The 22,936-nt window shown below is 53.4% G+C and carries 22 protein-coding genes, 1 tRNA gene and 1 pseudogene; 13 read left to right on the top strand and 11 right to left on the bottom strand.

Features of this window, described 5'->3' with window-relative positions; translation table 11 throughout:
- Nucleotides 1-23 precede the first annotated feature (23 nt).
- A complete protein-coding gene (locus AC2FNE_RS02010; protein WP_170473399.1) occupies nucleotides 24-887 on the bottom strand; it encodes an MBL fold metallo-hydrolase in 864 nt (287 codons plus the stop codon).
- A gap of 241 nt (nucleotides 888-1,128) precedes the next feature.
- On the opposite strand from AC2FNE_RS02010, the gene AC2FNE_RS02005 reads away from it, so the two are divergent.
- Complete coding sequence (locus AC2FNE_RS02005) at nucleotides 1,129-1,344, top strand: hypothetical protein (RefSeq protein WP_170473396.1); 216 nt, start codon at nucleotides 1,129-1,131, stop codon at nucleotides 1,342-1,344.
- A gap of 9 nt (nucleotides 1,345-1,353) precedes the next feature.
- Here the strand turns inward: AC2FNE_RS02005 and AC2FNE_RS02000 are convergent, their stop codons facing one another.
- Nucleotides 1,354-1,572 (bottom strand): hypothetical protein, encoded by a 219-nt coding sequence (locus tag AC2FNE_RS02000; RefSeq protein WP_170473394.1) that lies wholly within the window; start codon nucleotides 1,570-1,572, stop codon nucleotides 1,354-1,356.
- A gap of 164 nt (nucleotides 1,573-1,736) precedes the next feature.
- On the opposite strand from AC2FNE_RS02000, the gene AC2FNE_RS01995 reads away from it, so the two are divergent.
- Nucleotides 1,737-2,003, top strand: coding sequence for a DUF2312 domain-containing protein (locus AC2FNE_RS01995; protein ID WP_170604824.1), 267 nt, complete (start codon nucleotides 1,737-1,739; stop codon nucleotides 2,001-2,003).
- A gap of 67 nt (nucleotides 2,004-2,070) precedes the next feature.
- Here the strand turns inward: AC2FNE_RS01995 and AC2FNE_RS01990 are convergent, their stop codons facing one another.
- The 5 genes from AC2FNE_RS01990 to AC2FNE_RS01970 form a co-directional block, all read right to left on the bottom strand.
- Complete coding sequence (locus tag AC2FNE_RS01990; protein ID WP_496804675.1) at nucleotides 2,071-3,159, bottom strand: ABC transporter ATP-binding protein; 1,089 nt, start codon at nucleotides 3,157-3,159, stop codon at nucleotides 2,071-2,073.
- Between the two features lie 3 nt (nucleotides 3,160-3,162).
- A complete protein-coding gene (locus AC2FNE_RS01985) occupies nucleotides 3,163-4,818 on the bottom strand; it encodes an alpha-glucosidase (protein ID WP_496804674.1) in 1,656 nt (551 codons plus the stop codon).
- A gap of 9 nt (nucleotides 4,819-4,827) precedes the next feature.
- On the bottom strand, nucleotides 4,828-5,976 hold the full coding sequence (locus tag AC2FNE_RS01980; RefSeq protein WP_170604830.1) for a carbohydrate ABC transporter permease: 1,149 nt from the start codon (nucleotides 5,974-5,976) through the stop codon (nucleotides 4,828-4,830).
- Nucleotides 5,977-5,985: 9 nt separating this feature from the next.
- On the bottom strand, nucleotides 5,986-6,993 hold the full coding sequence (locus tag AC2FNE_RS01975; protein ID WP_170473382.1) for a carbohydrate ABC transporter permease: 1,008 nt from the start codon (nucleotides 6,991-6,993) through the stop codon (nucleotides 5,986-5,988).
- 64 nt (nucleotides 6,994-7,057) lie between these two features.
- Nucleotides 7,058-8,326, bottom strand: a complete 1,269-nt coding sequence (locus AC2FNE_RS01970) for an ABC transporter substrate-binding protein (RefSeq protein WP_170604832.1) — start codon at nucleotides 8,324-8,326, stop codon at nucleotides 7,058-7,060.
- 219 nt (nucleotides 8,327-8,545) lie between these two features.
- On the opposite strand from AC2FNE_RS01970, the gene AC2FNE_RS01965 reads away from it, so the two are divergent.
- Both AC2FNE_RS01965 and AC2FNE_RS01960 read left to right on the top strand, forming a co-directional pair.
- Entirely contained in the window at nucleotides 8,546-9,577 is a 1,032-nt protein-coding gene (locus AC2FNE_RS01965) for a substrate-binding domain-containing protein (RefSeq protein ID WP_170604834.1), read from the top strand.
- Between the two features lies 1 nt (nucleotide 9,578).
- Nucleotides 9,579-10,889, top strand: a pseudogene (locus AC2FNE_RS01960) (GH1 family beta-glucosidase).
- Nucleotides 10,890-10,928: 39 nt separating this feature from the next.
- On the opposite strand, the gene AC2FNE_RS01955 reads toward AC2FNE_RS01960, so the two are convergent.
- Nucleotides 10,929-11,840, bottom strand: a complete 912-nt coding sequence (locus AC2FNE_RS01955; RefSeq protein ID WP_254442480.1) for a hypothetical protein — start codon at nucleotides 11,838-11,840, stop codon at nucleotides 10,929-10,931.
- Between the two features lie 146 nt (nucleotides 11,841-11,986).
- On the opposite strand from AC2FNE_RS01955, the gene AC2FNE_RS01950 reads away from it, so the two are divergent.
- Nucleotides 11,987-12,062, top strand: a tRNA-Thr gene (locus AC2FNE_RS01950).
- 203 nt (nucleotides 12,063-12,265) lie between these two features.
- On the opposite strand, the gene AC2FNE_RS01945 is transcribed toward AC2FNE_RS01950, so the two are convergent.
- Complete coding sequence (locus AC2FNE_RS01945; protein ID WP_496804673.1) at nucleotides 12,266-12,655, bottom strand: hypothetical protein; 390 nt, start codon at nucleotides 12,653-12,655, stop codon at nucleotides 12,266-12,268.
- Nucleotides 12,656-12,711: 56 nt separating this feature from the next.
- Here AC2FNE_RS01945 and AC2FNE_RS01940 point away from each other — a divergent pair, with 56 nt between their 5' ends.
- Both AC2FNE_RS01940 and AC2FNE_RS01935 read left to right on the top strand, forming a co-directional pair.
- Nucleotides 12,712-13,584 carry a hypothetical protein gene (locus AC2FNE_RS01940; RefSeq protein ID WP_496804672.1) on the top strand — a complete coding sequence of 291 codons (873 nt, stop codon included), beginning with the start codon at nucleotides 12,712-12,714 and terminating at the stop codon, nucleotides 13,582-13,584.
- 31 nt (nucleotides 13,585-13,615) lie between these two features.
- Nucleotides 13,616-13,864, top strand: coding sequence for an alpha/beta family hydrolase (locus AC2FNE_RS01935; protein WP_496804671.1), 249 nt, complete (start codon nucleotides 13,616-13,618; stop codon nucleotides 13,862-13,864).
- A gap of 275 nt (nucleotides 13,865-14,139) precedes the next feature.
- On the opposite strand, the gene AC2FNE_RS01930 is transcribed toward AC2FNE_RS01935, so the two are convergent.
- On the bottom strand, nucleotides 14,140-14,724 hold the full coding sequence (locus AC2FNE_RS01930; RefSeq protein ID WP_496804670.1) for an RES family NAD+ phosphorylase: 585 nt from the start codon (nucleotides 14,722-14,724) through the stop codon (nucleotides 14,140-14,142).
- Nucleotides 14,725-14,791: 67 nt separating this feature from the next.
- Between AC2FNE_RS01930 and AC2FNE_RS01925 the strand changes: the two genes are divergently transcribed.
- On the top strand, nucleotides 14,792-16,333 hold the full coding sequence (locus AC2FNE_RS01925) for a M81 family metallopeptidase (RefSeq protein WP_496804669.1): 1,542 nt from the start codon (nucleotides 14,792-14,794) through the stop codon (nucleotides 16,331-16,333).
- Here AC2FNE_RS01925 and AC2FNE_RS01920 read toward each other — a convergent pair.
- Nucleotides 16,330-17,241 carry a LysR family transcriptional regulator gene (locus AC2FNE_RS01920; RefSeq protein ID WP_170387145.1) on the bottom strand — a complete coding sequence of 304 codons (912 nt, stop codon included), beginning with the start codon at nucleotides 17,239-17,241 and terminating at the stop codon, nucleotides 16,330-16,332. The genes AC2FNE_RS01925 and AC2FNE_RS01920 overlap by 4 nt on opposite strands.
- 181 nt (nucleotides 17,242-17,422) lie before the next feature.
- Between AC2FNE_RS01920 and AC2FNE_RS01915 the strand changes: the two genes are divergently transcribed.
- From AC2FNE_RS01915 to AC2FNE_RS01895, 5 genes are read left to right on the top strand one after another with little or no spacing between them, the layout of a single operon-like run.
- Nucleotides 17,423-19,003 (top strand): ABC transporter substrate-binding protein, encoded by a 1,581-nt coding sequence (locus AC2FNE_RS01915; RefSeq protein ID WP_496804668.1) that lies wholly within the window; start codon nucleotides 17,423-17,425, stop codon nucleotides 19,001-19,003.
- Nucleotides 19,004-19,063: 60 nt separating this feature from the next.
- Nucleotides 19,064-20,041 (top strand): ABC transporter permease, encoded by a 978-nt coding sequence (locus AC2FNE_RS01910; protein ID WP_170482633.1) that lies wholly within the window; start codon nucleotides 19,064-19,066, stop codon nucleotides 20,039-20,041.
- On the top strand, nucleotides 20,038-20,961 hold the full coding sequence (locus AC2FNE_RS01905) for an ABC transporter permease (RefSeq protein ID WP_170387150.1): 924 nt from the start codon (nucleotides 20,038-20,040) through the stop codon (nucleotides 20,959-20,961). The genes AC2FNE_RS01910 and AC2FNE_RS01905 overlap by 4 nt, the downstream gene beginning before the upstream one ends.
- The gene (locus AC2FNE_RS01900) at nucleotides 20,958-21,935 is read left to right on the top strand and encodes an ABC transporter ATP-binding protein (protein WP_496804667.1); all 978 of its coding nucleotides are present in this window, start codon (nucleotides 20,958-20,960) and stop codon (nucleotides 21,933-21,935) included. The genes AC2FNE_RS01905 and AC2FNE_RS01900 overlap by 4 nt, the downstream gene beginning before the upstream one ends.
- Nucleotides 21,932-22,936 carry an ABC transporter ATP-binding protein gene (locus AC2FNE_RS01895; protein WP_496804666.1) on the top strand — a complete coding sequence of 335 codons (1,005 nt, stop codon included), beginning with the start codon at nucleotides 21,932-21,934 and terminating at the stop codon, nucleotides 22,934-22,936. The genes AC2FNE_RS01900 and AC2FNE_RS01895 overlap by 4 nt, the downstream gene beginning before the upstream one ends.

Raw genomic sequence — 22,936 nt, 5'->3', positions numbered from 1 at the left:
CCCCTGACGCCCCTTAGGCCGATTCAAAGTTTATTTACCGGCAGCTTCATCATCACGTCGCCATGTTCGTCAGGTGGCGGCATTTGTCCCGCGCGCATATTTACTTGCAGCGACGGCAGGATAAGGCGCGGCATGGCTAGCGTCGCATCGCGGGCATCACGCATTTCGACGAATTCCTCAATACTGCGACCCTGGCCGATGTGAATGTTTAATGCCTTCTGTTCACCCACGGTCGTTTCCCACGCATATTCATCGCGACCCGGCGCTTTGTAGTCGTGGCCAACGAAAATCCGCGTTTCGTCTGGCAGGGACAGAATCTTTTGAATTGAATCATACAGGGTTGCTGACGATCCGCCCGGAAAATCGCAGCGAGCCGTACCGAAATCCGGCATGAACAACGTGTCGCCGACAAAAGCCGCGTCGCCAATAACATAGGTCAAGCACGCTGGTGTATGCCCCGGCGTGTGCAGAACGTCCCCTCGCATTTGCCCTATATGAAAGCTGTCGCCTTCCGAAAAGAGGGCATCAAACTGGCTTCCGTCGCGCTGAAATTCAGTGCCTTCGTTGAATACTTTTCCAAATGTATCCTGAACAACGACTATGTTTTTCCCAATGCCAATCTTACCGCCCAGCTCCTGTTGAAGGTAAGGCGCCGCTGACAAATGATCGGCATGAACATGGCTTTCCAAAATCCACTGAACCTTGAGTCCGTTGTCTTTGACATATTCAATGATCTGATCCGCGGCCTGAGTTCCCGTGCGCCCCGAAGCGTGGTCGAAATCCAGTACACTGTCGATAATCGCGCAGGCGGTACCTGCTGGTTCCTGCACGACGTAGGACACTGTGAACGTCTGCTGGTCGAAGAAAGCTTTCACTTTTGGGGTCATGGTGTCCTCCATCAGAATGCTATCATATACAAATAGTGGAATATGATAGGTTATTCAATTCACGATTTGATGTCAGTCAAAGCATCACGGGTAAATTTCGCATAAGAGTTAACCGTGCGGCATACAATCGGCAGGATTTTGCACCAATCGGCAAGAAATTGCGAGACGTTCATCAAGTCTCATGTTGGTCTTAATGTTGTTACCTATATCAAGCACAGTCGCATCACATGGGAGGAAGCAGATGACAGCTCAGGATCTCTACTACGAGGCGGAACAGCTCGAAAAAATGCTGCATGGTGCTTGTCTGGACACACGATTGGAATTGCAGCCAAGTGTCAGCAAGGTGCTTGACAGAATGCGTGCCCAGCGCGTTCAGATACCGTCCCGGCTACGGCGTCTGGATGCCGCACTGTGTGAAGACGCAATCGAAGCGCAGTTCGATAACATTCCTGTCTGACCAACTTGGTTATCCGAAGGAAATCCCGAGGATGACCAGCATAAGACCCAAAACGGACAGAAATAACGATGCAAGGTTCCAGGGTAACACGCCCTGAACGGTTGCACGCAACTCTTCGTCTGAAAGACCGGCCTTGCGTGCTTTCATTACCCGAAAGATGCACCAGACAAGACCGAATAAGCCGGCAAGTGACAGGGCGGCTCCGCCCCAAACGATAATGTCGAACATGGATTCTCGTGTTTGCCAGTACAACTACGTCTGCGCTTAACGGATCGACGCCTTTGGCACAAGGCCGAGGCCTGGATTGTGCGCTTGCGCCTTGCGCTGTAGCGATGTATCCGGCGTGTTGCCCGATTATCTTGCATCACATATCAGTTCAGGGAGAGACGCAAATGGAAGACGTCACCGAAGATCAATCTGAAGTTAACTACCGGGTGACCGCAGGCGAGTTGCGTCAGTTCGTTGAACGATTTGAGCGCCTTGAGGCTGAAAAAAAAGACATAGCGGATCAACAAAAGGAAGTCATGGCCGAAGCAAAGGCGCGCGGTTATGATACGAAGGTGATGCGCAAGGTAATTGCCCTGCGTAAGCGGGATAAAGATGATATTGCCGAAGAAGAAGCGGTACTGGAAATGTACAAAGAAGCTTTGGGAATGTGAATCTATTCGCAAAGCGTTTTGCCACGCCTCCTGATCCTGTATCGCGTTTTACCGAGGACTTCGATCACTATCGACTGTTTCGAAGAGACAGGCCATCGTGAAACAAGTGCACTTTGGCCGGGTCAGCGTTAAGTTTGACGTTTTGCCCACGCAGGTTCTTTTCGATCCCGGGAAATTTTGCGACTATGTCCTCGGCACCTGGGCGACTGGCGAAGTACAACAGAGTAACCTCGCCTAAGGCTTCGATGAAATCGACGTTCCCTTCAAGAAACGTGGATTTGTCGTCAGGGAAAAAATCCTCGGGTCGTACGCCAACATTTACACGCAATCCCATTTGGTCAGATTTTGTAGCGATCGAAGATACAGCCACCCCGCCTGAGTCGAGAGTGATCGAGGTCATATCGCCCGTTTCAGAAATTACGCCTGGCAGCAAATTCATCGCAGGGGAACCAATGAATTGCGCTACGAATTCATTGTCAGGGGTTTCATATAGTTCCAGAGGCGTACCGACCTGAGCAATCCCTTTGTTTGCCAGAACGACGATCCGGCTGGCCAACGTCATCGCCTCAACCTGATCATGGGTAACGTAGATCATAGTACTCTCAGGCATCGCCTCTTTAAGACGTGCGATTTCAATTCGGGTGGCAACACGCAAGGCAGCGTCCAGGTTCGAAAGCGGTTCGTCGAAAAGATAGACTTTTGGGTCGCGCACGATCGCCCGTCCGATAGCAACCCGTTGGCGCTGCCCGCCTGAAAGTGCCTTGGGTAACCGATCGAGAAAAGGTTCCAACTGTAAGATTCGGGCTGCGCGCTCGACTGCGGAATTTATCTCGGCGTTTGACATTTTTGCGATTTTCAGTGCGAAAGCCATGTTCTCGCGTACCGTCATATGTGGGTATAAGGCATAGGACTGAAACACCATGGCGATGCCACGCTGTGCGGGCGGGACATCGTTCATAACTTGCCCTTCGATTTCAAGCATGCCGCCTGAGATCTTCTCCAACCCCGCAATCATACGTAGCAAAGTGGATTTCCCACATCCCGATGGACCGACGAAAACGATAAGCTCGCCTGTTTCAATGTCGAGGTTAATATGCTTCAGAACATCGACAGAACCGTAGGTTTTGGCCACATCTGTTAGCTTGAGTTCCGACATGGCTTACCTCGTTTCCCTGACCAGAAGACAGAATTGAGCGGCGTCCAATTTGACGGTTCCAATCCCATAAACACTTCCCAATTCCCCGCCGATCGAACGCCATTCACCTTGGGGGAGTGAGGCTTCGATAGCGCTTGAGCCTAGATTAAAGGCGCAAAATATCTGTTCAGCATCGTCTTCGCGGAAAAACGACAGAACCGAGCCATTCTGTGTCATTTCGGTCTGTGTGCCGGACCTCAACGCAGAGTGTGCGTGGCGCAGGGCGATCGCACGGCGATAGTGATGCAGCATTGAATTTGGGTCGCGTTCAGATTGGTCGACGGCGCGTTCTGCTTGCGCAGTGCTCACCGGCAACCATGGGCTACTGGTACTGAAACCCGACTGTTCGTCTTGTGCCATCCAAACCATTGGCGTGCGGCAGCCATCCCGACCTTTGAATTCGGGCCAGAATTCAATGCCATAAGGGTCCTGCAAGTTTTCAAACGGCACATCGGCTTCAGGCAGTCCAAGCTCCTCGCCCTGATACAAACAGGCCGAGCCGCGCAAACACATCATCAGGACCGCGTGTTGACGAAGGGCCGTCTCATCCAAATTCCAACGCGAAGCGTGGCGTTGGACATCGTGGTTGGAAAAGGCCCAACATGGCCATGCGTCGCCAGCTTTTTCTTCCAGTTGATCAAACACGTGCTTTGTATAAGCTGCGGTTACGGCGCGTTTTTCAAGAAATTCAAAAGCATAGCACATATGCATTCTTTTATCGCCGGTGGTGTAATCCCCCATAATTTCTAATCCGCGTTGCGCATCACCGATCTCACCCAAACAGGCACGGTCCGGATATTCGTCTGTCAGAGCGCGAAGCCGTTCTAGGAATGCGATGTTTTCTGGCTGGCTTTTTGAATACAAATGATCCTGATGGTTATAGGGGTTGACCTGCGGCGCAATTGAGGAATTCCGCTGATCCATCGGCAATGCCGGGTTATCTCGCAACTGCTTGTCGTGGAAATAGAAATTGATTGTGTCCAATCGAAACCCATCGACACCCAGATCCAGCCAAAATCGCGCCACATCCAGCAATGCATCTTGCACATCGGAACAGTGAAAGTTCAGGTCAGGCTGTGAGCCAAGAAAATTGTGTAGGTAGTATTGTTGGCGACGCGAATCCCACTGCCAAGCAGAGCCGCCAAAGATCGACAGCCAATTGTTCGGCGCTGTGCCGTCCGATTTGGCATCGGCCCAAACGTACCAATCGGCTTTTGGATTTTCCTGGTTTGCCCGACTTTCACTGAACCAGGGATGCTGATCCGAAGTGTGTGAGAGGACCAAATCGATCATTACCATCAGGCCCTGTTCGTGCGCCTGACCAAGTAAGGTTTGAAAGTCCTCCATCGTGCCAAACATCGGATCAACGGCTCGATAATCACTGACGTCATAGCCGAAGTCTTTCATCGGTGATTTGAAGAAAGGAGAGATCCAAATTGCATCCACGCCCAAGGATGCGATGTAGCCTAGGCGCTCAGTAATGCCGTTCAGGTCTCCGATGCCGTCGCCATTGCTGTCCTGAAAACTGCGTGGATAAATCTGGTAAATCACGCCGCCGCGCCACCAATTGGACGAAACTTGCAAGGACTTGTTTAGGGTTGCGTTATTTTGCACGTTCATTTCACGCCTTTATTTTACGGACCCGGCCAACAAACCGCGGACCAGATATTTCTGCATTGCAAAGAAGACAATCAGTGGAACGACGATCGATACGAATGCCGCCGTTGCAAGTATTTCCCAATTGCCGCCGCGCGTACCAAGCAACTCGACAATGCTGTTGGTCATAACGGTCGTCTGACCTGATGCGTCGATCAGAAATACTTTGGCGACCAGCAAGTCGTTCCAAGTCCACAAGAATTGCAGGATCGCAAAGGACGCCAACGCAGGAAAGCTAAGCGGGAGTATGAGTTTCGTAAAGATTTGGAACTCGGTTGCGCCATCCACTCTTGCATTTTCGATCAGATCGCGCGGAAGGCCGGCCATGTAGTTTCGCAGCAGGTAAATCGCCAACGGCATCCCAAAGCCCGTGTGGGCCATCCATACACCGAGGTAGCCTTTGCCTATCCCGATCCCCAGATGAAATTTCAACAATGGGATAAGGGCCAGTTGAAGTGGAACAACCAACAAGCCAACAACTGCAGCGATCAGCAAGGCACGACCCGGGAACTCCATCCATGCCAGCGCGTAGGCCGCGAACGCGGCGACTAGAATTGGGATGATAGTGGCGGGAACCGTTACTGTCAGCGTGTTGAAGAATGCCCGTGTCATGCTGTCCGTGCTATCTTCTGCCAACAGTACTTTGTGATAGTTATCCAGCGTGAACTCTGGTGGAAGTTCCGCGGTAACGAATACACGTGCGCCCCGAGCCCCGGTAAATTCTTCTGCGTTTTCCATCCTGTAGTTGCCGCTGGCATCCACTGTGATGGTTCCACCTCTGCGCAATTCGGCTGTCTGTCCCGGCTCAAATGCGTCCACCGCACGTGAACTAACGCCCCATTTCGAAATTGTAGCTTTTTGACCAGCATCAAAAAGGTTGCCTTCGATCACATACATTCCGTCTTCGAGCACTTGGTTTTCTGCCGCAGCAGAACGCAAGGTCAGGTTCTGTTCAGACGGGAACAGAGATTTCCACCATCCGCTTGTCGCAATCTGGTCGGCCGTACGGAAAGACGAAATAAACAACCCCAGAGTCGGCACCACCCACAGCACCACTAGAAAAATAACGGAGAGATGGACGACCCAACGCAGGGCGGGCTTGGTTCCTGCAATATCACTCATGTCAGGCTCCTACTTCATCTCATTGCGTGCATTACGCACATTCCAGACAAGGATCGGGGTAACCAGCAGCATTATGACCATCGCCGAGGCTGAGCCTACGCCCCAGTCATTGGCCCGAAACAGCTTGTCGTACATGTAGTTGGCAAGAACCTGTGTCTCCCACTGGCCATTCGTCATCGCGAACACAATGTCGAAGACTTTGAGAACCAGGATGGTAATCGTGGTCCAGACGACAAGGATGGTCGTCTTGATTTGCGGTACCTTGATCTTGAAAAAAATCTGAAATGGGTTCGCGCCATCCAAAATTGCGGCTTCTACAGTTTCTTCCGGGATGCCACGAAGCGCCGCCGACAGAATGACCATGGCAAAACCGGTTTGTATCCAGATCAAAACAACCATCAGGAAAAAGCTGTTCCAGAAGGGTATGGTCAACCATGTTTGAGGCTCGGTTCCACCAAAGAACATGTATAGGGCGTTCAGTATCCCGATTTGATCCTGTTCAACCGGACGGGTGTCATAAACCAACTTCCAGATCACCGATGCACCTACGAAAGAGATCGCCATCGGCATGAAAATCATGGCTTTGGCGACGTTTCCCCAACGTATGCGGTCGGTTAGCTGAGCAACGAGCAAGCCGAAAAACGTCGACAAAGCCGGAACCACAATAAGCCACAGCATATTGTTTCGCATCGCTTCCCAAAACTTCGGTTCGGCCACCATCTGTTTGTAGTTTTCCAGGCCGACCCATTCATACCCGCCACCAGGTACACGATCAGTCAGCGATAACCGCATGGTTTCGATGACTGGGTAAGCCAGATAAAGACCCAGCGCCGCGACCGCGGGAAAAAGAAACAGCCATGGCCGAATTATGTTCGCCCGGTTTATGTTGCGGCCAGCATTTGGTCCGCGCGGTGGGAACAAAACTTTGTCCAGAAACTGGTTGGATAAGTAAAAATAACCCACACAACCTGACACGCCGATGGCAATGGTCAGCAGGCCCTGAAATGCCGGATGCATGACGCTCTCCGTTGCGAAAAGGGAAGGCGGCCAAAACCAGAAGGCCGCCCTTGTTCAATTGCGATTAGTCCAATGCATCCCATGAGGATTGGATCTCGTCGGCAACCTCTTGCGCGGGTTTGCCACCGGTGTAGTCGACCATGCCGGTCCAAAATGTCCCTGCGCCAACACCTCCGGGCATTAGGTCAGAGCCATCAAAGCGGAATGTCGTTGCGCCAAGAAGAATCTCGTTCATCTTTTTCAGAGTAGGATCCGAGAAGACAGAAGTATCGACGCCCTTATGAGGTGTCAGAAAACCCGTCAGAGCCATCCAAATTTCATGCGCTTCAGGCGTCTGAAGGTAAGCGATTAAATCATGTGCGGCTGGGCTGTCATTAGTGATGGCCCAAAGAGTTCCTGCACCAAGTACCGGGCTACCCAAATCCTTGCTTTCATAAGCCGGAAAGTAAAAGAAATCTGCGTCTTCGCCAACCACGGTACCATCAGGGAAGAAGGCCGGAATAAACGACGCTTGGCGGTGCATGTAGCATTGCGGAGGTGAACTGAACATCCCCTTGGGGCTATCGCGAAAGTCTGTTGTCGCAACCGCACCAGCCCCACCTGCGACAAAGTCGTCATTAAGGGCAAATGCGCCAAATTCCTCGATCGCGGCGATCACCTTGGGGTCGTTGAACTTCATTTCATTCGAAACCCAGGCATCGTAATCTTCTGGTGATTGAGTGCGGAGCATCATGTCCTCGACCCAGTCAGTGGCCGGCCAGCCGGTCGCACCTCCGGAACCCAATCCGATGCACCATGGCGTTTCACCGTCAGCCACGATTTGTTCTGTCAGCGCCTTCAACTCCTCCATGGTGGTTGGCACTTCGTAGCCTGCGTCTTCAAAGTTTTCGGGCACGTACCAAACAAGCGATTTTACATCGACCTTGTAAAAGAACCCGTAAAGATTGTCCTGCCCGTCCGGACCCGAGTAAGTGCCCAAGTCTACCCAAGACTGACCAGCTGCGTAATTGTCTCGAATCCAATCCGCAGTGCCATCGTTAAGCGGTGTCAGAAACCCGGATTTGGCCATATCTGCTGCTAATCCCGGTTGTGGAAAGACGGAAACATTTGCTGCGGAACCTGCCTCGGCATCAATCCGAATTTGTTGTTCGAAGCTGTCCGAGCCGACATAAGCATATTCATGCCCGGTAGCAGCGGCAAAACCGTCCAGGACCTTTTGGACGTTCTCTTGATCAGGTCCCAGCCACGGGCCAAAGACGGTGACTTTCTCGGCCTGCGCGGCGCCCGCCATCAGGGCGAACATGGCCGCGCCTGCGTAAAGCGAGTGTTTCATGGATTTTCCTCCCAACAGTATCTTACGCCCTTTTGAATTTAAATTTCCAAAGCGCTTTGAATGACACGGTTTATCCGTCAATGATGCATTTCTGTCAATATTTCGTTTGCCAAATCTCAAAATATTAATAAAAAATGCCATAAATCAAAAACGAGTTGACTGAAGTGGCAAACCCAATAAATACAAGTTTTGCGAAAATTTGAAGGCGCTTTGAGGCCCATGAACCTAAAGAAACTCTCTGAAATCCTTGGCTTGTCGCAAACAACTGTCAGTCGCGCGCTCAACGGGTATCCCGAGGTGAACGAGGAAACGAGAATTCGGGTCCAGGCCGCTGCTGCAAAGCATGGTTACCGCCCCAACAGTCGGGCAAAAGGGTTGGCGACAGGGCGGTCATTGGTGATAGGGCACGTAATTCCAACTTCTTCTCAGCACGAAATGGTCAATCCGATTTTCGGTGATTTTGTTGCCGGTGCTGCCCGTGCGTATGCTCAGCATAACTATGACATGATGTTCACGCACGCGCCCGACACATCAATAGAGGAATCTTATCGCAGCCTTTTTAACCGCGGTGTCGTTGACGGAATTGTCTTGCAGGGTCCCAAGGTGAATGAGCCGCGAATCCCCGTCCTGTCGCGATTGGGCGTGCCGTTCATTGTGCATGGTCGCTCGACCGGTACGCAGGTGCCGTATGACTGGATTGACGTCAACAACCAAAGGTCATTCGAACGGGCGACGCAGTTTTTGATCGATCTGGGGCACCGTCGCATCGCACTGATAAATGGTTTAGAAGAGATGGACTTCGCGCGGCGCCGCAGGAATGGCTACTTAACTGCGCTCGAAAAAGCAGAATTAACCCCTGATCCCGCATTGCTGCGCAGCGCAGAAATGACCGAAATCTACGGGTATCAAACTGCATGCGACATGCTGAAATTGGATGATCCACCAACGGCAATTTTGGCTTCTTCGATAATCTCAGCGATTGGCGTCCGTCGGGCGTTGGAAGAGAGCGGTTTGAAAATGGGGCGCGACATCTCTGTCATTGCCCATGATGATGAACTGTCATACATGCGCAACGGTCAAGATGTACCGATCTTTACCGCCACTCGTTCTTCGGTAAGACATGCGGGTGAGCTTGCCGCAGAGATGCTGATAGAACGGATCAACGCCCCCGACGATCCCCCGAAATCGTGTTTGTTAGAAGCGGAGCTTGTGGTCGGAAACTCAACTGGTCCCGTTCGGCAAAGGTCTTGAAATGAAACACAAACGAAGCGACTTTCCGCAGGATTTCCTATTTGGAGTCGCGACCTCCGCCTATCAGATTGAAGGCCACGCCCAGGGCGGCGCGGGAAAGACACATTGGGATAGTTTTGCCGCTACTCCCGGTAATGTCGTAAACGCCGAAAACGGTGATCTTGCCTGCGACCATCTCAACCGGTTTGAGCAAGACCTGGACTTGATCCAGGACGCCGGATTCGACTGTTACCGTTTCTCGACGAGTTGGGCACGCGTGTTGCCATAGGGCCGAGGGGCGGTAAATCAAGCGGGTTTGGATTTTTACGATCGGTTGACTGACGGACTGCTAGAACGCGGCATCCGCCCATGCGCTACGCTCTATCACTGGGAGTTGCCATCGCCTCTTGCAGATCTTGGGGGATGGCGAAATCGGGACATAGCAGGTTGGTTTGCTGATTTTACCGAGATCATCATGGGTCGGATCGGTGATCGGATGTTCAGTGTCGCACCTATCAATGAACCGTGGTGCGTGAGTTGGCTAAGTCATTTTGACGGCCATCATGCCCCGGGTCTTCGTGATATACGTGCCACGGCACGCGCCATGCATCATGTTTTACTGGCTCATGGGCGCTCGATCGAGGCAATGCGCGGGTTAGGGATGTCTAATTTGGGTGCCGTGTTCAATTTGGAATGGGCTGAACCTGCCGATGACAGCGCGCAGTCAGAAAACGCTGCGGCGCTTTATGACGGGATTTACAATCGTTTCTTTCTTGGAGGCGTTTTCAAGAAATCCTATCCGGAAAACGTGCTGGATGGATTGGCGCCACATTTGCCGGCGGACTGGGAGGATGACTTCGAAACCATTGGCGCTCCGGTTGATTGGTGTGGACTGAACTATTACACGCGTAAGCTGATCTCTCACACGGATGCCCCTTGGCCCAGTTTAAAAGAGGTGCAAGGACCTTTACCAAAAACGCAGATGGGGTGGGAAATCGATCCTGACGCACTGTCCCGCTTCTTGATCCGTACAGCCCGTGAATATACAGGGGAATTGCCGATCTTTGTAACCGAGAACGGAATGGCCAGTTCTGTACGTCAGCAAGACAATGATCGCATCGATTACCTGGACCTGCACCTTTCCGCGTTGCAAGAAGCGCTGAACCAAGGTGTGCCGATAAATGGCTATTTTGTCTGGTCACTACTCGATAACTATGAATGGGCCTTGGGGTATGAAAAACGCTTTGGCCTTGTCGATGTGGATTTCAAGACATTGAAGCGAACACCCAAAGCGTCATACCATGCCATAAAATCGGCCCTGGCCTCTATTTAGCCCTAGGAAATTTTTGTGAGCTTTGGGATGGAAGGCCGTCTATGGTCTTAGAAACTTGATATCTGGCATGGCTTCTAACATTGCCAGATCCTGTTCGTACAATTCGGTAAAAGCCGAGACTATTTCGTCGCTCCAACCCTCCAGGTCAAGTTCTTCTTCTATGGCATCGGGCATGGCGTATTCATCAAAAATTCGACTTAGTTCCGAGCGAAGCGAAGGGTCGCAAGGCGCGGATTTCTTCTGCATTAAGTTCTGAATTTCTTGTTTGCCAGTTCCTGACACCAGTGATGATAACAGCGAATACTCTTCGGACAGCACAGCGTTTTCGGGTAAGCCAGCCATCGCCCGAGCAATGTCTCCCCAGACGAGTGGCGTATCTTCGTTGCTCCATACCGTGAAATTCACGTTAGGTGCGAGATCTCGAATGTTGTCGATCATGGCTAGCCAACTCAAGCAACTCAGGTCGGTTTGGCGAAGGATACGTTGTCGCTGTGACTCTGGTTGGCTCATTAACGCCCGGGGGATAAAACTGCCCGGGTTTCGCAGCCCAATGAACAGTTCGACTTCAAACCCCTCAAAAATTTCCACCAGACACGCGATGCGTTGTCCTGCAAGGGGATAGAACTGCCCGTCCATAATCGCCGTTTCAATTTCTCCAATGAATCGTGGGGTCGACAAGATTAGCCGATCAAAATTTCCATAATTTGGTATTTGTTTAAGAAATTCTTCTCGTGCCCGCTGAATGGACTGTCGATTTTCGAACGAGTCGAGAGCGGTTCGAAAGTAGTTCTTGTAGGTACTAAAACCCCGATAAGCCACATTCCACTGACCAAGCACTTGGGTGTTGGCCTTCAGGAGATCGAGCAGCCGACCATCGTCGGAATGAGCAACGCCTGCGTGGACGACGACTTTCATGGTTATTTGTTCGCCTTCATTTTCAAAGCGTCTCAACTGGGTTACATCCTATGGAAATGACAGTCAAATCCGCGGATCGCTTCAAATTGCACCTACAAACACAAGATAATTTGCTTAAGGTGGATGATAGATGAAATTTCATACTTGCAGTCACTGTTCTGAAGCATTAATCGACTGTCCAAGCCCCTATAGCTCAGCTGGTAGAGCAACTGATTTGTAATCAGTAGGTCCGCGGTTCGAGTCCGTGTGGGGGCACCACTAAATCTATTTTTTTGTTTTTAAGTTAATAACTTACGGGCTTGGATGCTTTTTTCGTCCACCCGAATGTCCACCTCGGTCGATGCCCTTGCCAATAAAATTAAGCGCACTCTTGCCGAGATCGATGTAACTGATAACTTAGCTGTCTTCTGACAATCATTGTTTTTTGTTTGGCGATCACCAGGTTCGCATTTTTTGACGTGTTAATTCGCGGAGAGTGTTTGGGCTTCACTACAAATACTGTTTAAGCAGGAATCCGAGATCGTTTTTTCTTCGCCCCGCGTCGTCCAATTTGCGCCTCTTGCAATTAGCAGCATAGGTGCAAGCTGATCCAGGAGCTGCGATCCTGCGAGCTTTGTGCGCACTCTGTCCGGTGGAAACCTGCCAATAGTGGCCAGCAGCCAATCCTTGCGCGCTGGTCCATCACGGACGGCTTGTATGAGCTTGATTAGGGCTTTATCGCTACCAATCACTAACAAGGCCTCTGACGCGGCCGGTGCAGTGACTTCGTCACCGCCGATTAGCAAAACTATCAGCTCATTAATAACTGTGTCCGGCGTGTCCTCACCAAATGCTGAAATTGCGGTTCGCATTCACAGCTATTCTGCCTCGCGCCTCGAGACGTTATCAGTGGAGCGCTAAGCGTCCCTTGAATGCGCAGAACCAGACTTACTACATATCTCCAGTATACTATGAATGGAATATATTCGAGCTTTTTGGTCGAAAAGTCGAAGCCGCTCTACGTGCGGACACAATCCTTACTGGTTCAGCCGATGTGCCACTACTTCCCGAAGAGCAATCACGCGATGTCTCCTATGAATTAGCCTCTGCGGACCACTTGCATCATCTGGACGACTCCAGCGTCGATTACGTTTTTACCGACCCGCCATTTGGTAGCAACATATTCTATAGCGACATGAGCCTATTCCATGAAGCCTGGCTCGGTGAGATCACAGACAACGCAAGCGAAGCCGTTGTTCACACCACCGGGAAACGCAAAACTGGTGCGGAAGAACGATATCATAAGCTACTTAGAGGCGCTTTTCAGGAGGCGCACAGAGTGCTTAAGCCAGGCGGTAAAATGTCTGTTGTTTTTGGCAATAGTAGTGGGCGAATTTGGGGGCTTGTTCAACGGGCACTGCGGGAAGCCGGTTTCGGCGCCGAGCCAGTTCATATTGCAATACTCGACAAAGGTCAGCGTTCTGTTAAGGGCCTAAATTCTGGTACTGAAAGTGTTGTAACAGTCGATTTGATAATGACTGTCCAAAAGCCAGAAGGAACTGAGCATGAGCACAAAGTCCGTAAGCTGACGAATGGCGATGCTCGGCATCTTATCGAAGCAGCCATTCAAGAGTTGCCAAAGAATGTGGCCAGGAACCCAAGCCATCTCTATGGGCGTATCCTTAGTAAAGCGATTCAAGACCACATCATGCTTGATGAACTGCATCTGGGAGATGTGCTGATCGCGTTGCGAAACGCAGGATACTCAATCGAAAAAAAGACAGGAACTTTAAGCTTCTAAAAATACGGTACGGCCATACCAGTGGGCTCGAATGGCGTCAGAGACGAAATTAGCGAACTCTGGGACATCAACACTAATCTGTCAGGGTACGCGCGACCCGTTTGGCTCGAAGGATGAAGTCAGCGGGTATGAGCTGTCTTCGACAATCCAGATGAGGTGGTTTGAAGACGGCGATCACGATCTAAAGCCGCGCAAGCGCATCTCAGGTTTCACGCATGCGGATCACATCGCTTCAATGGGTGTAGCGGTTTCAGCATGGGTAGAAGGTCTCGTTGGCTAGAGACACCTCAGCCCGCTGGGTTTACCGTGTTTACAGGGTTTGCTTGGGCCACCTGCAGCCTTCGGCCAACATTTAACATAAGGGCGCTTATCGCCAAAGCAGACGCTCGCTGCGCGGCAAACAAAGGTCCGCGTTGCGGACGAACCAGACAGTCGGGTCGCAAGCTTCAACGTCAACAAACGGCCCTTAACGGATTATCAGCAGCCTTTAGCATTACTGCGGTCGCAATCCGCAAAGCCGCCATTCGCTGCGACAGGAAAAAGCAAAGCGAAAAGTCATCGATAGTCCGGCAGGACGGTAACCGGTTTCACTTCACTACGCCGAAATACGCCAGGTGCGCTCGCCTCGTTCCATCGAAAAAGAGTGATGTGCCAAAGGCCCGGGCGCCTTCGTGAGGGATCAATCAATCCGATATGCCCGTCTGCTCTGATCCGATCAGCAGCGAACCATGAGGACGGATCCCTACCGGCAGCTACGAGTTTGCGCCAGGGCTGACTGGCAAGCGCATAGATATCTGCGGCTTCGGGGCTGCGCAAATCGAACAACGCGCATCGTTCCACCTCGAAAGTCAACACAACCCGCGGGCGATCATCCTTCCTGACGTCCTGACCAATAGCGACTTTTGCGCTTTTGACATCAGGGCTCAGATACAAAGCGTCCTGCCCCCGGCGATTGAACCGGGCGGGTGGGCGATCCGGTGCGCCGCGCATGAGGTGAACGTCTGGGTCATCGGCCCAAACAATCTTTACGAATTCTCCGGAAACTTCTGTCAGCATAACGGGTGGCACTGATCGTTTGCGCGTCGCGTTATAGGAAAGACGCAGGGCGGCAGGGGTTTTCCTAGAAAAGAGAAGACGCATGATACCTTGATTGAAATCACCTACTCATGTTTCCTCGCATTGTGTTGCATTTCCAAAGGCCTCTCGCATGAAGGTTCCAAAGATCGCCCTCCTTGGCGCAATTCTCGAGTCAAATCGTTTTGCACCGCCGGCTGATTTGTCGGACTTTAAGTCTCTGACATGGCTTTCAGGCGATGCTTTGATGTCTGAAGCGAGATCCGCGACACCAAAGCTGGCAATAGAATTTGCAGCCTTTGTCAGGGCGATGGATGCTACGGGCGACTGGACGCCGGTACCCTGTATCTTGGCAGCCAGCCACCCGGCGGGTCCAGTACGAAAATCTGTAATCGAAGAGGTCATAGCGACTTCGGAAGACATGCTGCGCTCAGCTGGCCCTGTTGACGCAGTCTACATCTGCAACCACGGCGCGATGGTTGCCGAGCATGACCACGACCCCGACGGTTTGTTGATGTCACGCATTCGGGGAGTTGTAGGACCGGACATACCTGTCATTGCGACACTCGATCTGCATGCAAATATCTCACAACGGATGGTCGATGCCTGTGACCTGATCGTCGGCTATCGGACCAATCCTCACGTCGATCAGATAGAACGTGGCGAGGAAGCCGCCTTTTCGCTGCGCCGGGTTTTGGCGTCGGGCGTCCGGCCCCAAACCGCGGATGTCAAACTGCCTCTTGTTCCGGCATCCGTGACCCTGCTAAGTGCCGAGCACCCGTATGGCGCGCTGATCGACCATGGTCAGCGACGACAAGCCGAAGGTCGAGGTGAGATTCTAAACGTATCGATCTTCGGTAATTTTCTTTTCTCCGACACGCCCGACAACGGTCTGAGCATCGTTGTCACCGCGCGTGAGGACCAGAAGGCGGCCAATGCACTGGCGGAAGAATTGGCAGACATGGCCTGGTCATTGAGGAAGGATTTCGTTCGGAAACTGACATCCGTGACGGAAGCGATCTCAATTTCCGCTGACCAAGCGCGCACGCCTGTGATTTTCTCCGATGCCGGTGACAATCCTGGTGGCGGCGGCAGTGGCAGGACGACGGAACTGATAGCCGCTCTTCATGCGGCAAAAGTCGAAGAATGCCTATTCGGTTCCTTTTGTGATCCGGAACTTGCGAACGAAGCCCATGGCATCGGTGTCGGCGGCAAATTCAGGGCACGATTCAACCGGTCTTCCGATTCCAGCGCTTTCTGGGCGCAATGGGATGTGCCTTTTGAGGCGGATGCAGAGGTCTTGGGTCTCCATAATGGAGATGTGGTAGGTGAACTGGGCATGACGGCTGGTCGGAGATTGGCCCTAGGGCCATCCGCTGCGCTTCGTATTGGTGGTATCACCGTGGTGGTGATCACCGATCGCACACAGACTGCCGACCCCGTGTTCTTTCATATGTTCGGGCTGGATATTGCGTCTGCCCGGACTGTTGTTGTGAAATCCCGAGGCCACTTTCGGGCCGGGTTTTCCAACTGGTTTGGGCCAAACCAGGTATTTGAGGTCGACACGGGCGGGCTTACGTCGCCAGTTCACGACCGCTGGCCGTTTGCGAATTTGCCACGACCGAACTTTCCGATGGACGTCGACACCTCGTGGTCGGCTAAGATGCTGCGCTAGACGGGCTCTGAGTATTTGTCCTGCGGCGTCGTCAACTTGACAAATTGCATGAACTGGCGGGCAAGCTGAGAAGGTGGCCTGCCTGATGGAAGTACAAAGCTCGTGTCATAAAAAATGGCGGCGTCAAATGGCCTGACGACGACACCTTCCATCCCTGACGACAACAACGGGAAGGGATTGATCAGCGTCACGCCCAAACCCTCGCGGACGAGCTCCAGTGCGGCCATGTTCGTTGCCGTTTCTGCGACTTGTTTCGGCCGAATTCCAGCGCGCGCAAAGATCTTTTCGGTGATCGCTCGCGTCCCCAGCCTTCGCAGAAACTCGATCAGCGCGACGCCTTCAAGGTCGTGCGGCGTCACCACTCGTTTTTCCGATAGCGGATGGTTGCTCGGCATGGCGCAGACCACCTGACTGCGGCGCCAAGGCATGAGATGAACACCCGTTCGTTGGATCATCGCACTTGTCAAACCAAGATCATAGCGGAGGTCGAGAATGCCGGCGACCAGCACGTCCGTGGCCTGAATATCCAATTGAAGCTGCTTTCCTTCATTCTTCTTGAGAAAACTGGCCACCCTGGAGATGACAAAGTGATGTGCCAGAGTCGGCGGCACGATCAGGCGTAACGGCTCGTTATCCGGAGTAGCCCATTCTGCGCCCTCAATGTCCGCCAGCGTCTCGAAAATTGGGTCCAGTTTTTCGTTGAGACGCAAGGCTTCGTCTGTTGGGTCGATACGTCCCGATCGCCGGAGAAAGAGCGATCGCCCAACACGGGCCTCGAGTTGTGATAAGGACCGGCTCACGGCAGACTGCGAAATCCCGAGACGCCGCGCGGCGCCGATGGTTGTCCCAGTCGTGATCACGGCTCTTAGCGACTCGAACTCGCGCAGTCTGTGTCTGTGTTCCGTCATGCTACATTACTCCCCCGGTACGAGCGGCTGAACATCCAAACTCTTGGATTGGTCTATGCAAAGTCGCATAGCAATAAGTATTGGCAATGATTTTTGCGGTAGCTAGCCTTTTTTAATAGGGCGCGGGATCGGCCAAAGATTCGCCCATTCACAAGCGCCAAACAAACAGGGAGTCTTTTTGATGAGGAAACTCACATCTGCGACAGCCGTCGCTGTCAGCATTTTGGCTTTCGGCGCCAGTGCTGTTTCGGCCGAAAAACTAACGATCGGCCTCGCTTCGGAGCCGACGTCACTCGATCCGCATTTTCACAACCTGGGTCCGAACAACGCGATGTCCGTGCACATCTTTGACCGGCTGATCGCGCAGGATGAGAAGCAGCGCCTATCGCCGGGTCTTGCCGTGTCATGGGAGCCGATTGATGAATTGACTTGGGAGTTCAAGCTGCGTGAGGGCGTAAAGTTTCACGACGGAAGTGACTTTACGGCAGACGATGTAGTCTGCACCATGGCGCGCGCGCCGGACGTACCGAACTCTCCATCGGGATACGGCACCTATCTCAAGGGTAAGGAAGTCGTCAAGATCGATGACTACACGGTGCATTTCAAAACGGCCGCACCTTATCCGTTAATGGGCAACGACATTTCCACGATCCCTGTGATCTCAGAAGTGGGCTGCGAAGCAACGACGGAAGACTTCAACGCGGGTACGGCCGCCATCGGCACAGGGCCGTTCAAGTTCCAAAGTTACACGCCGGGTGAAAGCATCGTGCTGGTACGGAACGACGACTACTGGGGTGATGCACCGATCTGGTCCGAGGTGGAATTCCGCCCAATCACGTCCGGTCCGAGCCGTGTTGCATCGCTTCTTGCCGGTGACGTGGACATGATATCGGGCGTACCAACGACCGATATCACAACACTTCAGGGCAATGACGGTATCCAGTTGAGCCAGGGCGTGTCCAACCGAGTGATCTATCTTCACATGGACCAATTCCGCGAGGATTCACCCTTTGTGAAGGCCAACGGTGGCGGCGATATCAAGAACCCCCTCATGGACGTCCGCGTCCGTAAGGCGATCAGCATGGCGATCAACCGCGATGCAATCGTTGAGCGTGTCATGGAAGGGGTTGCCCTGCCCGCCGGTCAGCTTCTGCCCGAGGGGTTCTTTGGCGTGTCTGACAATTTGGACGTCGTGGCCTATGATCCAGACGGTGCTAAAGCGCTTCTGGCTAAAGCCGGTTATCCCGATGGATTTGAAATGACAATCCATGGGCCGAATGACCGTTACATCAACGACGCCAAAATTGCCGAGGCAATTGCGCAAATGTTGACCCGTGTTGGCATCAAGACAGCCGTCGAAACCATGCCGCGTTCGGTATACTTTGGGCGCGCTTCCAAAGGCAGCCCAGAGGGTCTGCCGGAGTTCAGCTTTATCCTCGTCGGATGGGGCGCGGGGTCCGGCGAAGCGTCCTCGCCTCTCAAATCGCTGATCCACACCCATGACAAGGATGCGGGCTTTGGATCATCAAACCGTGGCCGACACTCGGATGCTGAAACCGACGCGTTGATCGAAGAAGCCCTGCGAACAGTCGATGACGCAAAGCGGCAGGAACTGCTCGCCGCGGCAACAGAGCGCGCGATCGAGAACGTGGCGATCATTCCGATGCACTTCCAGGTCAACACCTGGGCGGCCAAAAAAGGTCTGAGCTACATCCCTCGGACCGACGAATACACTCTCGCGACAGGCGTCGTGAAAGAGTAACCGCAATGCATCCGGGCCGCCTTCGCAGCGGCCCGCAGCCTTTGCCCAGGGAATGTCCTCATGACCGTTTTTGTCATTCGCCGATTGCTGCAAGCAATGCTTGTTGTCTTCCTGATGTCGGTGATTGTCTTTTTTGGCGTCAACATCGTTGGTGACCCGGTCTACATGCTGGTAAGCCCCGACGCGGATCAGGCTGACATCGAAGCGGCCATTCGACGGCTTGGATTGGATCGGCCTATTTGGGAACAGTACTGGTTGTTCCTCAAAGGTGCGGCACAGGGTGACCTCGGCGATAGCTTCGTCTTCGGTGAGCCCGCGCTCAAACTGATCCTGCACCATATGCCTGCCACGATGGAACTGGCCTTCAGTGCACTCTTTCTTGCCATCGTGATCGGAATTCCATTGGGGCTTTATGCCGGGCTCTATCCCGACAGCCCGCTTTCCAAAGGCGTTATGGCTGGCTCGATTCTCGGTTTCTCGCTGCCGACCTTCTGGGTCGGACTAATGCTCATCATGCTGTTTGCCGTAGAACTTAGATGGGTACCTGCGACAGGTCGTGGCGACATCGGCTCGTTTCTTGGGATTCACAGCAGCCTTTTTACGCTCGATGGGTTGAGCCACATCTTCCTGCCTGCTCTCAACCTGGCACTTCTTAAGATTTCGCTGGCAATCCGTCTCACCCGAGCGGGTGTCCGGGAAGCGATGGGACAGGATTACGTTAAATATGCCCGGGCCAAAGGGCTTTCGACCCGACGCATCATTCTGGTGCATGTAATGAAGAACATCATGATCCCGGTAGTGACCGTCATGGGCCTCGAATTCGGCAGTTTGATCGGGTTCTCGGTGGTGACTGAATCAATCTTCGCGTGGCCGGGAATGGGCAAACTGCTGATCGACGCAATACTGCAATTGGATCGGCCTGTCGTCGTCGCCTATCTGATGATCATCGTACTGTTCTTCGTGCTGATCAATCTGATCGTCGACATACTTTACTCGATCCTCGATCCGAGGGTTCGTTTGCAGGATCAGGGCGCATGACCGACACCGTCACAGATCATTCGCTGACCACCGCCAAATCCCCTAAGGTTGAGACGCCGTTCCAGCGATTTCGGGCCGAGTTCTTCGAAAGCAGGATCGCAACAGCGGCGCTCGGCATATTCCTGATCATCGTTCTTTTGGCCATCCTGGCACCCTGGATCACACCGCAGAACCCCTACGATCTTGGTCAGGTCAGCGTCATGGATGGGCGCTTGCCGCCAGGTTCCGAAGCCTTCGACGGATACACAATGTGGCTCGGCTCGGACGGGTCTGGGCGCGATCTCTACTCGGCAATTCTCTATGGTTTGCGTATCTCTCTGACCGTTGGGCTTGCATCTGGAGTGATTGCCCTTCTGATCGGTATGGCGATCGGTCTGGTCGCGGCCTACGCTGGTGGCCGGACCGAAGCGTTCATTATGCGCATCGTGGATCTTCAACTGTCGTTCCCGGCATCGCTGGTTGCGCTGATGATGGTTGCGGCACTTGGTAAGGGTGTCGACAAGATCATTCTTGCCCTTGTAATTGCGCAATGGGCCTACTACGCCCGCACGGTGCGCGCGACCGCGCTTGTCGAGCGTGGAAAGGAATATGTTGAAGCCGCACAATGTCTCGGCATTTCGCGTTCGCGGATCGTCTTTCGGCATATTCTCCCGAATTGCATGGCGCCTCTGATTGTCGTTGGCACGGTACAAACCGCCAGTGCGATCTCATTGGAAGCGACGCTTTCGTTCCTTGGCGTAGGCCTTCCACAGACTGAGCCGTCGATCGGGGTGCTGATCGCAAATGGATTCGAATACATGCTTTCAGGACGCTACTGGATTTCCGTTTTTCCCGGCGTCGCGCTGTTAATGACGGTGGTGTCCATCAACCTTGTTGGCGACCATTTGCGCGATGTTCTGAACCCGAGGTTGAAGAGATGACTGAAGTACTCGAAGTCAGCGGGCTGAAGACCCACTTCTTCACGCACGCGGGTGTGGTCAAGGCCGTAGATGGTGTGGATTTCACCGTCTCCAAGGGCGAGGTAATGGGTCTGGTGGGTGAGTCCGGGTCGGGCAAGTCGATCACCGGGTTTTCCATCCTTGGGCTGATCGATCCTCCCGGGCGCATCGTCGATGGGTCAATCCGTTTTAATGGTGACGAGATCGCGAACGCACCGGAAGAGCGACTCAAGACCTTGCGTGGCAACCGAATCTCGATGATCTTTCAGGATCCGATGATGACGCTCAACCCGGTCCTGCGCGTCGATACGCAGATGATCGAGGCCATTCTCGCCCATGAAAACGTAAGCCGCCAAACCGCCTGGGAAAGAAGCCGTGATGCGCTTGGTTTGGTTGGCATCCCATCGCCGGAAGAGCGATTGCAAGCCTATCCGCATCAGCTTTCCGGTGGGATGCGGCAGCGCGTGGCGATTGCGACAGCCTTCTTGAACCAGCCGGACCTCATTATTGCTGACGAGCCGACGACAGCGCTCGACGTGACAATTCAGGCGCAGATCATCCACGAGGCACAGAAGCTGACGAAACGCACAGGAACCGCGATGATCTGGATCACGCATGACCTTGCCGTTGTGGCAGGGCTCGCGGACCGGATTTCGGTGATGTACGCAGGACGGATCGTTGAGCAAGGCGGTATCGACGATGTTATCGACCGTCCGTTGCATCCCTATACGGTCGGGCTTCTCGGATCGGTTCCGACGGCGAACCGGCGCGGGCAGCGTTTGTTCCAGATCGAAGGGATGACGCCAAACATGCTCGCCCTGCCTGAAGGATGCGCCTTTGGACCGCGTTGTCAGGCCCGAACGGCAGCGTGTTCCCAGCGCCCCCCGATTAAGGACGTGGATGGCCGCAGCCTTCGCTGTTTCAATCCGCAACGCACCAAGGAGACGACGCTTTGAGTGAGCCGCTCGTTGAAATCCGAGGCGTTTCGAAGCGCTTCACCAAACGTTTGGACGTCGCGGGGAAAATCGCACAGCGACTTGGCGCAAACATCCGGGAAGAAACGGTCCATGCTGTCGATAACGTGAACCTGTCGATTCAAAAGGGTGAGGTTCTGGGATTGGTCGGCGAATCCGGCTGCGGCAAGTCCACTTTGGGACGTGTTGTTGCCGGCATTCACCCTGCAAGTGACGGACAGATGTTCTACGGAGGCAAAGATGTTGCGACGTTGAACGGCACCGACAAACGCGCGGCGACCCTCGCAATTCAGATGATCTTCCAGGACCCCTTTGCCAGCCTAAATCCGCGAATGCGCGTCGAAGATATCATCGGCGAAGCACCGCGTATGCATGGGATCGTCAGCAAGGCAGAGAGTGCGGAATACGTGGACGACGTGATGCGCAAGGTCGGCCTCGACCCGTCGCTCAAGCGGCGTTACGCGCATCAGTTTTCCGGCGGTCAGAGGCAACGGATTGGAATTGCACGTGCGCTCGCCGTGAAGCCGAAGTTCCTTGTCTGCGACGAAGCCATCGCTGCGCTGGACGTGTCGATCCAGGCGCAGGTTATCAACTTGTTCATGGATCTGCGCGAAGAGCTGGGCCTGACCTATCTGTTCATCAGCCATGACCTGAGCGTCGTCGAACACATCGCCGACCGCGTGGCGATCATGTATCTGGGCCGCATTGTCGAGAGCGCATCGACTGAGGAAATTTTTTCGGACCCACGCCATCCCTACACGAAAGCGCTGCTTGCAGAGGCTCCGCGTCTTGATCAGCGCCGGCGTGAGTTTGCCCCGATTGAGGGGGAAATTCCGTCGCCGCTCGATCCGCCATCTGGATGTACCTTCCACCCGCGTTGCCCGGTGGCGACCGCTGAGTGCCGCACCACTGTTCCTGAACTGAAAGCGGGGCGCGGCGGGCGCGAAACGGCTTGCCTGCTGGAACACGCCGAAACCGTTTGA

Source organism: Ruegeria sp. YKSD179, from assembly GCF_059612885.1.
Note: the sequence above shows the minus strand (reverse complement) of the source record. Positions and strands in the feature narration are given on the sequence as shown.